Genomic DNA, 11,411 nt, shown 5'->3' with positions numbered 1-11,411 from the left:
GCGGCGCGGGGCGGGGGCGCGGGGCGCCGCGGCCTACCAACCCCTGGGGGGGCACCGGGCTGGGGGCGTGGGGGGTCCCGCGGCCCCCGCGGGGCCCGGGGGGCCCAACGGGGCGGGGGCCACCGGGCCGAAGACGGCGCCGAAGCGGACCGTGCCGGAGGTCCGGCCGACGGCGGTGGCGCGGTTGTCCGGGGTGGAGCGGATGGACACCTTCGCGTGGATCACCGCGCGCTGTTGAGGAACACGCCGGCGAGGAAGCCGACCAGGAAGGCCACGCCGAGTGGCATGTGGACGCCGAGCAGGGAGTGTGCCGGCGGGGTCGAGCGCGTCGTGGTCGTCGACGTCGCCCCCGGGCGGCTGGAGAAGGCACAGACGGTGGGGGGGCCGACGCCGTGACCGACTCCGCCCAAAAGGACGTGACCGTGCGCCTGGGCGAGCCGGCCGGCCGGAGCGCGAGCGCGAGCGCTGCGAGAAGGTCCCCGGCCAACGCGCCCCGTTCACCGGGGCGGACCGGGCCTTCGGGTCGCGCGGGCCCCGGGGCCACCGAGAACGTCGTCGTGCCTTCGACGCGTAGCCCCGCACCGGGCTCCCGGGGGAACAGGAACACGGGAACGCCCGGCGCCACCCGGACCGGCCGTTCAGGGGAACCGCCCCCGAAACGGGCGTGACACGGCCGGGCCCGGTCGACATGTTCAGCCGTGACCCTGCCGCTGATCCCGCCGATGCTCGCCACACCCGGAAAGCTGCCGCCCACCGCGCAGGACGCCCGTTGGGCCTACGAGACCAAGCAGGACGGCCAGCGCGCCGTGGTCTATCTGCCCGGCGACGGCAGCGTGCTGCTGCGTGCCCGCTCCGGCGAGGACATCACCGCCGCCTACCCCGAGCTGCGCCCGCTGGGCGGCACCCTGGGCGCCACTCGCGCGATCCTGGACGGTGAGATCCTCGCCCTCGACGAACAGGGGCGCGCCGACTTCCAGTTGCTGCAGGGACGCATGGGCCTGGCCCACGCGCCAGAACGCGCCGCCCGCCGGGCGGCGCAGGTTCCCGTGCACCTGGTGCTGTTCGACGTGATGCACCTGGCGGGATCCCTGCTCGCCCTCCCCTACTCGCGGCGGCGCACCCGGCTGGAGGAGCTGGGCCTGGCCGGTTCCCACTGGTCGACCCCGTCGGCCGTCGTCGGTCACGGCGCCGAGGCCCTGCGGGCGACCCGCGAGCACGGCCTGGAGGGAGTGGTCTGCAAGCGGCTGGACTCGCCGTACGAGCCGGGGGTGCGTTCCCGCTACTGGATCAAGATCCGGAACATGCGCAGCGAGGACGTGATCGTCGGTGGCTGGCTGCCCGGCAGGGGCCGGCTCACCGGGCTGCCCGGTGCCGTGCTGGTCGGCCAGCGGGACGACGCCGGGCGGCTGCGGTACGTCGGCGGGGTGGGCACCGGCTGGAGCGAGGCCGAGCGCACCGAACTGGCCGCGCTGCTGCGGGCCGCCGAGACCGGCGTGTGCCCATTCGATCCGGTCCCGTCGGCCTCCAGCGCCCACTGGGTGCTGCCCCGGCTGGTCGGCGAGGTGGCCTACAGCACCCGCACCCGGGCCGGACTGCTGCGCCAGCCGTCCTGGCTCCGGCTGCGCCGTGACCTCACGCCCGAGGAGTCGGCGGCGGACATCCCCGGCGAACCGGCCTGACACTCCGTCATGACCCAGGAGTCGGGCCCTTCTTCACCACCGGTACGCGTGTGACCCCTTGGCCCGGAGTTGAAAACCGGGGAAGCTGAACTCCCTTTGCCCCCACAGCCGTTGGGCTGCGCCCAAAGAGGAGGACGCAGTGACGTCACCGAAGTTCAAGGCACACCGCAGAAGATGGCTCACAGGTCTCGCGGGAGCCGCCGCGCTCGTCGTCGCCACCGCCACCGCCGCGTACGCCGCCCCGCCCCAGGCGCTCCCCGCCAGCGCCGAGCCCTCGGAGCTGACGTACCAGCCCGCCTTCGACTACGACACGGACGGCTGCTACTCCAGTCCCGCCATCGGCCCCGACGGCACGATCAACGGCGGCCTCAAGCCGACCGGCGCCCTCAACGGCTCGTGCCACGACGCCTCCGACCTGGACAACACGAACAGCTACTCGCGCTACAAGTGCAACAACGGCTGGTGCGCCTACCTGTACGGCCTGTACTTCGAGAAGGACCAGGCGCTGCCCGGAGTCGGCATCGGCGGCCACCGGCACGACTGGGAGCACGTCGTGGTGTGGGTGCAGAACGGCCAGATCAAGTACGTCTCCACGTCCAATCACGGCTCGTTCACCGTGCACCCGGTGTCCGACGTCCGCTTCGAGGGCACGCACCCGAAGATCGTCTACCACAAGGACGGCATCAGCACGCACTGCTTCCGGCTCGCCAACTCGAACGACGAGCCGCCGGAGAACCACAAGCACACCTGGCAGTACCCGCCGCTGGTCGGCTGGAACGGCTACCCGCCGGGACTGCGCGACAAGTTGAGCGCGTACGACTTCGGCAGCGCCCACTTCGGCCTGAAGGACGACAGCTTCGCCTCGCACCTCTCCTCGGCCGAGCCGTCCGGCATCGCCTTCGATCCCAACGCCTGAGCCGGATCCGGCAGGCGGGCCCCGCCCACGGACCCGGTGACCGGAGTCCGACCGGGCGTGGACGCCTGCCGGTACGCGCCTCATGATGGCCGGATGGATCTTCACTCAGAACTGCCCCGGGCGGTGGACGCCGACGCGCTGCTGGGCCTCGCCAAGGACCATCACGACCGCGAAGTGCGTGCCGTCGGCACCCGGGGGGCGGCCGGTCACCTGGTGAAGGTGTACGCGCTGGCGGCGCCCGGACGCACGGTCACCGATGCCTCCACCGGGGCGGCCCTGGAGCTCGCCGAGGCCCATCTCGCAGTCGGGCGGCTGCGGGGCTCGCTAGGGCTCGCGGTGCTGCTCGTGCACGCGGGCGGCGACGGGGACTACGTCCTGGTGCACACCTGGATCGAGGGACACATGTCGGACCTGGCCGTGTTCACCGGCCCTGCGGGACGGCCCGGCGAGCTCCGGCCGGGGCGGGCGGGGCTCGCGCCCTGTGTGTGGGAGGCGGCCGTCCTCGCGCACGAGCGGGACGCGTTCTCCCGGCACGTTCTCGGCGGCACCGGCGCTCTCCCGGACCGCCTCGCCGCGTGGAGCGCGGACACCGTCGCGGGAGCGGTCCGTTGACCGGCGCTCCCACGGTGCGCCACGCCGAGCGCGCCGATCTGCCGCGCGTCGCCGAACTGGCCGTCCAGCACGCGGAGTACGAGCGCGCCGCGCCGCCGGTACCCGACCTCGCAGCGCGGCTCGCCGCCCTCCTCTTCGACACCCCCTCCCCGCGTCTGCGCTGTCTGGTGGCCGAGGACCCCGGGGGCGCGGTGGTCGGCTACGCCACCTGCGCGCCCGAGCTGTCCACCTGGGAGGGCCGCGATTACCTCCTCATGGACTGCCTGTTCCTGGCCCCCGGTCACCGGGGCCTCGGCCTCGGCGCGCTGCTCGTCGACGCCGTGACCGCCGAGGCCCGCGCCCTGGGCCTCGACGAGGTCCAGTGGCAGACCCCGGCCTGGAACGAGGGCGCGGTCCGCTTCTACGACCGGCTGGGCGCCCGCTCCCTGCAGAAGCTCCGGTACAGCCTGGGGGTGACCGGATGAACCCCGAGGCCGGCGCCAGACAGTTGTTCGAGGGGCTGCTCGGCCACGAGGGGCCCGACGCGTACGCCACGGTCGTCGGGCCGTGGTCGGCGCGCGCCGGGGACGGCTACCGCGACCTGCTCACCATGGCCGCCGCGGTGCCGGCGAGGCCCGCCTCCGACGGGCCGGACGTGCGCCCGCGCCACCTGCTGTGGGAGCTGTACGCGCTGAGCCGGGTCAGTGACGTGCTGCTGCTGTCTTTCCAGCCGCCCGGACACGACCACTGGGACGGACCGGGCGTGACGACGGATCAGTACCTGGATCTCTTCACCGGCCTGGGCGCGGTGCCGTTCGAGGAGACCGCGGTGTTCGATCCGTTCCTCCACGAGATCGTGGAGGTGGAGCAGGCGGCGGACCCGGACGAGCCCGTGGTGATCACCGGTCTCGTGTGGCCCGGTCTGTGGCTGGGGTCCGTGCTCTTCGGCCGCGCCGGTGTGCGGGTGCGCGCGGGCGTCCGCCACGCCGAACGCGGGGTGGCCGACCGCTCGCCGCTGTACTGGACCCACCGGCGCCGGCACCGCCCCACGGTCGACCTGTCGCGGGGCTGGGGCCACAACTCCCAGTGGCGCACGGATTTCCGGGTCGACCTGCGTACCGGGGCGGGCGACCGTGCCAACGCCGAGGGCACCGCGCACGTCGACGACGTGGAGGACGGCACGCCCGAGGCGCTGCTGACCGCTGCCGAGCGCCGGGACCTGCTGCGGCACCGCTGCCTGGTGCGCACGCCGGTCCGGGCCGCCGAACTCGCCGGGGCTCCCGGCTGGGAGACGGACCTGTTCCCGTTCGACTGGCACGCGGAGACCTGACTGTACCGCTGCTCGGGGCGCGCCGGAGGAATGCGGGCGATGTGCGTGGGTGTCCCCGGCGAAGGTCTATCGTGTCCCCATGTCCGCCCCGGAACTGATCCGCATCGTCTCCCGCGACTCCCCCATGGCGCTGGCCCAAGTGGAGCGTGTCCGCGCCGAGTTGGCCACCCTTCATCCGCACGTGCGGACCGCGGTCGTGCCGGTGCGGACCACCGGCGACAAGTGGCTGGGCGACCTGTCCCAGGTCGAGGGCAAGGGGGCGTTCACCAAGGAGGTGGACGCAGCCCTGCTGGCGGGGGAGGCCGACCTCGCGGTGCACTGTGTCAAGGACGTTCCGGCCGACCGGCCGTTGCCCGCGGGCACGGTGTTCGCCGCGTTCCTGAAGCGGGACGACATCCGTGACGCGCTCGTCCACCCCGGCGGGCTCACCCTCGACGAGCTCCCGCCCGGCACCCGGATCGGCACCTCCTCGGTGCGCCGCGTCGCCCAACTCGCCGCCACCCACCCGCGTCTGCGGTGCGTGCCCTTCCGCGGCAACGCCAACCGCCGGCTGGAAAAGCTCGCGGCCGGTGAGGCGGACGCGCTGCTGCTGGCGGTCGCCGGCCTGGAGCGGATCGACCGGCGCGACGTGATCAGCGAGGTTCTGTCGCCGGAGACGATCATGCCGCCGATCGGCGCGGGCATCCTCGCCCTGCAGTGCCGTGAGGGCGACACCGCGCTGATCGACGCGGTCAGCGGGCTGGGCGACCCGGACACCTACCGGGAGGCCACGGCGGAGCGCATGTTCCTGCACGTTCTGCAGGGGCACTGCAACAGCCCGATCGCCGGTTACGCGCGTGTGGACCGCGGTGGTGAACTGTCCCTGCGGGCCTGTGTGTTCACGCCGGACGGCAAGACCCGGCTGAACGCCCACGAGTGGGCGGGCCCGCTCGACCCGGCCACGCTCGGCACCTCGGTGGCGGTGTCCCTGCTGCGGCAGGGCGCTCGCGAGATCATCGACGGCATTCCGCACTGAGGCCCGCCACCGCGGCCGTCACGCCGTGGGGCGGCCGTCAGGCGGTGCCCGGCTCCGTCTGGTCCTCCAGGTCCTTCAGGAAGGCGCTCACCTGGTTCGCCAGGCCGCCAGGCCCGGCACCCGCGGGAGCGGCCGCGACGGGCTCCTCGAGCAGTCCGATGCCGCCCGCCCACAGCCGGCGGTCGGTCCACTCCTCGTCGACCCGCAGATGGACCTGTACGTCGACCTGGTTCAGGGAGGCCTCCGGGCCGGCCGCGTACACGACCGCGGTGGCCCGGCGCAGCGGGTAGACGTCGAAGCCCTCGATGAACTGGGAGTTGCGCCAGTCGATGAAGGCGCCCTCCCCGTCGGGGCCGACCCGCACGTCGATCTGGCCGTCCTCCAGCTGCACGCCGCAGTGGCGCGCGCCGCGGTTCTCGACGGTGACCCGGACACTGAAATACGTCAGCCCGACGGCCGCGTCGTCGCGCCCGCGCGGCGGCTCTGCCACTTCCAGGCGGTGGACGCGGACGCGCAGACCGGCATGCTCCTCGTACTCGTGCCAGTCCCCGACCACGTTCGGCTCGTACACAGTGCCCCTCTCGACCTCCAGGAGCTGCTGTCTATCTGTGCGCTCGGCGCACTGTCAAATGAGCGGAATGCGCTGTGGCCAGCGGATTCGCCCGCTTTGATCGGTGATCAAGCGCTGCGCAGGAAGAATCCCGTCACCGGGCTCCGGGACGGCTCCGGGTGCGTGCCGCACATCACGCCCGGAACAAGATCAGCGGGCGGGCGGCCCGGCGGTGACGAGGCGGCGGTGATGCCGAGGGCGGCGGCCACGAACAGGACGCCGGAATCGGCGTCATGCTTCCTCGGCCTCCTCGTGCAGGGTGACGGCCAGCCTGCGCAGCGCCGGGAGCGCGGCGCGCAGCGCGTCCCGGTCCGCCCGGTCGAGCCGGTCCACGTGCCGAGCGACGAGGGCCGCCGGGCGCCACCGCCAGTCCCCCAGCCTGTCGCGGGCCGCCCCGGTGAGCCGCAGACGGACGGCGCGCCGGTCCGCCGGATCGGTCTGCCGGACCAGGCAGCCGTCCTCGGCGAGCCGGTTGACCAGGGTCGACACCGAGTTGCCGGCCAGGTACAGCTCCTTGGCGGCGTCCGAGACGCGGATGCCGGGCCGCGCCTCGACCAGGCGCAGCAGTTCCACCTCGGCGTCGCGCGGCCGGGTGGCGGTCGGCCCGCCGCGCAGCCGGCGGCGGATCAGCCGCTGGATGCCGACCAGGGTGTCGGCCAGCTCCTCCGGGAAGCGCTCCGGTTCGCCCGGTTCCACACTCCCGAGATTACCTCTGTTGCAGAGGTAACTCTCCGAGGACGGTTCAGACAGGTGCCGGACGGCGGCACTATGTCACGATTTCGGGTGAATTGTTTTGATGGGGTCGACCGGGGGAACTCACATCAGAGTGCTTCGGACAGGAGGCACGTCCGTGGGAGCCGGTCCGCCGGACGCCCCGGGTGTCCCCCGCAGGTCCCAGAGCGCGCCCCTCCCATGGTGTCTGTCCCATCCAGCACCTGCTTGAGGGAGGTGCGCACCCACCATGGGTACCGCCACCAGAACGAAGCCCCATCCGCACGACGACGCCCCCGACACGGCCGAGGCGTTCGAACGACTCGCCGCCCTGCCTGACGGCCCCGAGCGCCGGGCGCTCCGGGACGAACTGGTCCGCCTGTGGCTGCCCATGTCCGAACGGATCGCCGTCCGGTTCCGCGGCCGCGGGGAATCCCTCGAGGACCTCTACCAGGTGGCGGCCCTGGGTCTCGTCAAGGCCGTCGATCACTACGACCCGGCACGCGGCCGCGCCTTCGAGGCGTACGCCGTACCGACCGTCACCGGTGAGATCAAGCGGCACTTCCGTGACCACATGTGGACCCTGCACGTGCCGCGCCGGGTGCAGGACCTGCGCAACCGGGTGCGGAGCACGGCCAAGGAGCTGGCACAGACGCTCCCGGGCCGGGAACCCACGGTCGCCGAGATCGCCGAACGCGCACAGCTGACCGAGGACGAGGTACTCACCGGTCTCGAGGCCCTCGAGTGCTTCACGGCGCTGTCGCTGGACGCGGCGATGCCGGGCACCGACGGGTACGCGCTGGGCGACGCGCTCGGCGGGCCCGAGCCCGGCTACGACCTCGTCGTCGACCGTGCCGCGGTCAAGCCCTGTCTGCAGGCGCTGCCCGAGCGCGAGCGGCTCATCCTCTACCTGCGGTTCTTCCGGGGGATGACGCAGAGCCGGATCGCCGAGCATCTCGGCATCTCCCAGATGCACGTCTCCCGGCTCCTGAGCAGCTGCTTCGAACGACTGCGCGAGGAACTTCTCGCCGAGGCGAGCTGAGTCACGGGTCCGGCCTCACTCCGGCGGTGCCTCCGGGATCTGTGCGGGCCCGTACCGGTCGAGTGCGTCCTCCAGCTCGGCGCGGATCTCCGGGGGCATGTCCCCGGTACGCCCCCAGATGACGATCAGTTCCGCGACGTTGCGCAGCTTGATGTTGGTGTGCTGGGAGACCTCCTTCAGCACCTCCCACCCCTCGTCGGGTGTCACCCGGGCCAGTGCGACCACCATTCCGATGGCCTGGTCCACGACGGCGTGGGAGACGACCGCCTCCTTCAGCTGGTGGACCTCCGCCTGCAACCCGAAGACGAGTTCCGCCTCGCCCCCGCCGGTCTCGTCGCTCTCTCCCATTCCTCCATGGTGTCACTCACCCGGTGGTGTGCCATCGGGGTACTCGGCAGGCGCACGAGCCGATCCCGGTTGGACACTGGTGGGAGACCGGTGGCCCACCGGTCTCCGACACCAGGACGCGACTGCCATGAACCATGACACGACCCTTCCCGACGGCGCGAAGAGGAAGAAGGAGGTCGTTTCCACGCACTCCGTCTTCGGCGCCCCCTGCTGGGTGAGTCTCACCAGCCGTGACCTGAAGGCCACGGAGGATTTCTACGGGGCCGTACTGGGCTGGCGGTGGCGCAACGCCAAGCTCGGTGATCACTTCCGGATCGCGCTGGCGGGCGGTGTTCCGGTCGCCGGGATCGCCGCCGTCGCCGCCATGTGGCAGATGGCGGTGGCCTGGACGCCGTACTTCGCCGTCCCGAACGCGGACGAGGGCCCCGCCCGGGGCCGGGGGGGCGGGGCGCCCTGGGCGCCGCCCCCCGGCCCCCGGGGCGCGCGCGGCGGCGGGGCCCGCGGCCGGCACACCGAGGCCCACTGCCGCGCCTACGCGCAGACGAAGGATCGCGGCAAGGCGCTCGACGCGACGGCCTGGCAGCGGCTCGTCGCGGCCGCCGGCGGGAAGGACGAGGTCGCCGCGTACTGCTCCGAGCTGCTGGCGCGGGCGGCGGCCGAGCCGGGCAAGCAGGCCGGCACGGGCAGACCCGGCGCGGGCGCCACGAACGGCGGCACCGGCACGTCGGGGAAGACCGGTTCACCCGGCAGCGGCACCTCCGGCAACAGCACGCCGGGCAACGACACGTCCGGCAACGGCACGGGCGGCAACGGAACCTCCGGCAACGGAACCTCCGGCAACAGCACGGGCGGCACGGACGGCGCCGCCGGGAACGGCGGGACGGGCGGCGGCGGAAAGCACGGGTAGCCCGCGCCCGCGGATCACCGCCCCGCCCCACGCCGTCAGCCGCGGGTGCCGGTCCCGCGGGTGAACGGCTCGAAGGCGTGGCTGAAGTACCAGGTGTCCTGGGCGATGCCGGAGCAGGAGTTGGCTCCGGCCGTACCCACGCAGCCGCCGTTGTCACGCTGGAGTGCCCAGAAGGAGAGCGTGTCGATCCCCTTGGCCACGGCCCATTTCTCCACCTCGGCCGCGTCCTCGGCGGTGAAGGTCTCCTCGGGCCCGTAGTCGTCGATGCCGGGCATCTCGGTGACGCCGATCGTGTGCCACAGCCTCGCCGGGTCCTTCCCCGGGTGGAGGGCGGCCAGTTGGCCGTGCAGACCGGCGGCGGCGGTCTCGGTGTCGGCCGCCATGTCGTGGGTGGCGCCGTCCCAGTAGTCGAACGTCATGATGTTGACGACGTCCACGCGGGCACCGTTGTCGACGGCGTTCCGCAGCAGTGCCACACCGCTCGGCGCGAGGCCGGTGGTCGTCGTCGGCAGGGTGTAGGAGAACTGCAGTCTGTGACCGGTGCGCAGGGCCCAGCGCTCCGCCTTGGCGACGGCCTTGTTGCGGCGGTCGACTCCGGCGGCGTTGTTGATGGAGTCGGCCTCGATGTCGAGGTCGATCCGGGTGACGCCGTAGGTGGTGACGAGGTCTTCGTACACCTCGGCGATGGCGTCGGCACTGGTGCAGCTGTCGGCCAGCTCGGTGCCGGTGGTGTCGGCGCTGTAGCCGCCGAAGGACGGGACGACGTTGCCGCCGCGCGCCTGGATCGCGGCTATGTCCGCGCCGAAGGCCGCCCGGGAGACCGGCTGCGTGGTCCGGCCGTTCCAGTACGCGGTGCAGGAGCCCGCCCCGGCCGTCTGGAGAAAGGCCATCGTGAGGTATTTGCTGCCCGACTGGGCGGCGAGCGCGGCGGGACTCTCACCGGTCCAGGTCTCGAAGTACGGCGCCGCCACATGCGGGGGCATGGGCTTCGCGGGACGCGGGTGTGCCGGCTGCGCGGCGAACGCGCCGGCTCCCCCGAGGGCGGACAGCCCCGCCGACAGGGCGGTCACGATCGTGCAGGACAGCAACGCGCGAAGAGAGCCAGGTCGTCTCATTGACGCTCCCAGGGTGAAGGAAGAGCGGGCGAGGACTGCGGAAGGGCACGTGTGAGGGGGTGTCCGGCAGCCCAACGCGCGCCGGGGCCCTCCCACTTGACCGGGGGCGAACGGCGACCATATTTGGACTAGACCAATCAGTTGTCAAGGTTCTTTACGGTTGACCGACCCGGGCGGGGAAACCCGCGTACCCGCCCCGCCGGGGCACGGGGCGGGACGGGTACGGCGCAAGGACGTGGTGCGGGCGGGTCAGCCGCCCTGCGCCGGGGTCTGCTTGATGCCGTCGACGACGGCCCGGCGCATGACGGCGCTGGTGAAGGTGACCGTGCCGGGCTTGATCAGGGGGTCCGCTCCGGCGGCCTTCCGCACCTGGACGGTGCGTTCGCCCAGGAAGACATGGGTCTTCTTGTCGAAGATCCATTCCTCGCGCCGGCCGCTGGTCTCGTCGAGCCGGGCGACCGCCACCCCGTGCCGGCCCACCGCGTCCACCGCGTCCTGCACCACGACGACGCCGGGGATCTTCGCGGCGGCCTTGAACAGTGCCGAGTACAGCTCCACGGGCGGGTAGCTCTGGCCGAGCAGGTCCCCGATGGTGGTGAACGCCTCCTGGTCGGGGGAGTTGCCCTTGCCCTCGGTCTCCTTGTAGATCTTGGCCAGCAGCGCGCCGGGGTCGGTGGTGAGCTTGGCCAGGTAGTCGTACGACGGGGCGTTCAGCGTCGCCTCCGGGGTGTTGCCCAGCTCGTCGGGGAGGCTCAGGGTCTCGCCCTCGGAACTGTCGTTGACCGCGGGGTCGATGAGCCAGCCCTTGGTGCCGTCCGGGGACTCCCACATCTGGCGGCGGTGCAGCTTGTGACTGGCCAGGGTGGCCTTGTCACCCACCACCTTCCGGTAGCTCTCGGCCGTCTGGGACTCGATGTAGATGTACTGGCCGGGTTCGACGGTGGGGTGGGAACCGTCGGCCGCCGCCAGGGAGATCCGGTCGAGCAGCTGGGGCACGCCCTTGGTGGTCGCGGCGCCGACCTCGGTGGTCAGGGCCGGGCCGTGGGGGGCGCCCCCCGCCGCCCCCCCCCCCCCCCCCGCCCAAACGGGCGGCGGCGCCCCCCCGCGCGCCCGCCCCCCCCCGCGCGGGCGCCCGCTCGCCCGGCGC

At 72.9% G+C, this 11,411-nt stretch carries 14 protein-coding genes; 8 read left to right on the top strand and 6 right to left on the bottom strand.

Features of this window, described 5'->3' with window-relative positions:
* Positions 1-221: 221 nt before the first annotated feature.
* Positions 222-410: a hypothetical protein gene (locus ACFW2E_RS08120; protein WP_384463167.1), complete on the bottom strand. Its 189-nt coding sequence runs from the start codon at positions 408-410 to the stop codon at positions 222-224.
* 288 nt (positions 411-698) lie between these two features.
* Between ACFW2E_RS08120 and ACFW2E_RS08115 the strand changes: the two genes are divergently transcribed.
* The 6 genes from ACFW2E_RS08115 (at position 699) to hemC (ending at position 5,531) form a co-directional block, all read left to right on the top strand.
* The gene (locus ACFW2E_RS08115; protein WP_384463164.1) at positions 699-1,679 is read left to right on the top strand and encodes an ATP-dependent DNA ligase; all 981 of its coding nucleotides are present in this window, start codon (positions 699-701) and stop codon (positions 1,677-1,679) included.
* A 139-nt stretch (positions 1,680-1,818) separates the two neighbouring features.
* A complete protein-coding gene (locus tag ACFW2E_RS08110; RefSeq protein ID WP_384463162.1) occupies positions 1,819-2,595 on the top strand; it encodes an NPP1 family protein in 777 nt (258 codons plus the stop codon).
* Positions 2,596-2,688: 93 nt separating this feature from the next.
* Positions 2,689-3,207, top strand: a complete 519-nt coding sequence (locus ACFW2E_RS08105) for a hypothetical protein (protein WP_384463159.1) — start codon at positions 2,689-2,691, stop codon at positions 3,205-3,207.
* Positions 3,204-3,671 (top strand): GNAT family N-acetyltransferase, encoded by a 468-nt coding sequence (locus ACFW2E_RS08100; protein WP_384463156.1) that lies wholly within the window; start codon positions 3,204-3,206, stop codon positions 3,669-3,671. Before ACFW2E_RS08105 ends, ACFW2E_RS08100 begins: the two co-directional genes overlap by 4 nt.
* On the top strand, positions 3,668-4,516 hold the full coding sequence (locus ACFW2E_RS08095) for a hypothetical protein (RefSeq protein WP_384463151.1): 849 nt from the start codon (positions 3,668-3,670) through the stop codon (positions 4,514-4,516). The genes ACFW2E_RS08100 and ACFW2E_RS08095 overlap by 4 nt, the downstream gene beginning before the upstream one ends.
* A 79-nt stretch (positions 4,517-4,595) precedes the next feature.
* On the top strand, positions 4,596-5,531 hold the full coding sequence (gene hemC / locus ACFW2E_RS08090) for a hydroxymethylbilane synthase (RefSeq protein WP_384463148.1): 936 nt from the start codon (positions 4,596-4,598) through the stop codon (positions 5,529-5,531).
* Between the two features lie 37 nt (positions 5,532-5,568).
* Here the strand turns inward: hemC and ACFW2E_RS08085 are convergent, their stop codons facing one another.
* Both ACFW2E_RS08085 and ACFW2E_RS08080 read right to left on the bottom strand, forming a co-directional pair.
* Positions 5,569-6,102, bottom strand: a complete 534-nt coding sequence (locus tag ACFW2E_RS08085) for a hypothetical protein (protein ID WP_384463145.1) — start codon at positions 6,100-6,102, stop codon at positions 5,569-5,571.
* A 270-nt stretch (positions 6,103-6,372) separates the two neighbouring features.
* Entirely contained in the window at positions 6,373-6,837 is a 465-nt protein-coding gene (locus ACFW2E_RS08080) for a MarR family winged helix-turn-helix transcriptional regulator (protein WP_384463142.1), read from the bottom strand.
* A 265-nt stretch (positions 6,838-7,102) separates the two neighbouring features.
* Here ACFW2E_RS08080 and ACFW2E_RS08075 point away from each other — a divergent pair, with 265 nt between their 5' ends.
* Positions 7,103-7,894, top strand: coding sequence for an RNA polymerase sigma factor SigF (locus ACFW2E_RS08075; protein WP_384463139.1), 792 nt, complete (start codon positions 7,103-7,105; stop codon positions 7,892-7,894).
* A gap of 15 nt (positions 7,895-7,909) precedes the next feature.
* Here the strand turns inward: ACFW2E_RS08075 and ACFW2E_RS08070 are convergent, their stop codons facing one another.
* Positions 7,910-8,242 (bottom strand): ANTAR domain-containing protein, encoded by a 333-nt coding sequence (locus tag ACFW2E_RS08070; protein WP_384463135.1) that lies wholly within the window; start codon positions 8,240-8,242, stop codon positions 7,910-7,912.
* 127 nt (positions 8,243-8,369) lie between these two features.
* Here ACFW2E_RS08070 and ACFW2E_RS08065 point away from each other — a divergent pair, with 127 nt between their 5' ends.
* Positions 8,370-9,149, top strand: a complete 780-nt coding sequence (locus ACFW2E_RS08065) for a hypothetical protein (protein ID WP_384463132.1) — start codon at positions 8,370-8,372, stop codon at positions 9,147-9,149.
* A 35-nt stretch (positions 9,150-9,184) separates the two neighbouring features.
* On the opposite strand, the gene ACFW2E_RS08060 is transcribed toward ACFW2E_RS08065, so the two are convergent.
* Both ACFW2E_RS08060 and ACFW2E_RS08055 read right to left on the bottom strand, forming a co-directional pair.
* A complete protein-coding gene (locus tag ACFW2E_RS08060) occupies positions 9,185-10,264 on the bottom strand; it encodes a chitinase (RefSeq protein ID WP_384463129.1) in 1,080 nt (359 codons plus the stop codon).
* A 249-nt stretch (positions 10,265-10,513) separates the two neighbouring features.
* Positions 10,514-11,411: CU044_5270 family protein (locus ACFW2E_RS08055; RefSeq protein WP_384463126.1), on the bottom strand; the 898-nt coding region annotated here is incomplete at its 5' end.

This window comes from Streptomyces sp. NPDC058964, from assembly GCF_042741275.1.
Taxonomy (GTDB): domain Bacteria; phylum Actinomycetota; class Actinomycetes; order Streptomycetales; family Streptomycetaceae; genus Streptomyces.
This window is presented reverse-complemented; position numbering and strand designations above follow the sequence as displayed.

Coding starts and splice junctions, on each gene's coding strand:
- ACFW2E_RS08105 (WP_384463159.1), top strand. CDS start 2,689: ATGGATCTTCACTCAGAACTGCCCCGGGCGGTGGACGCCGACGCGCTG.
- ACFW2E_RS08095 (WP_384463151.1), top strand. CDS start 3,668: ATGAACCCCGAGGCCGGCGCCAGACAGTTGTTCGAGGGGCTGCTCGGC.
- hemC (WP_384463148.1), top strand. CDS start 4,596: ATGTCCGCCCCGGAACTGATCCGCATCGTCTCCCGCGACTCCCCCATG.
- ACFW2E_RS08075 (WP_384463139.1), top strand. CDS start 7,103: ATGGGTACCGCCACCAGAACGAAGCCCCATCCGCACGACGACGCCCCC.
- ACFW2E_RS08070 (WP_384463135.1), bottom strand. CDS start 8,242: ATGGGAGAGAGCGACGAGACCGGCGGGGGCGAGGCGGAACTCGTCTTC.
- ACFW2E_RS08065 (WP_384463132.1), top strand. CDS start 8,370: ATGAACCATGACACGACCCTTCCCGACGGCGCGAAGAGGAAGAAGGAG.
- ACFW2E_RS08060 (WP_384463129.1), bottom strand. CDS start 10,264: ATGAGACGACCTGGCTCTCTTCGCGCGTTGCTGTCCTGCACGATCGTG.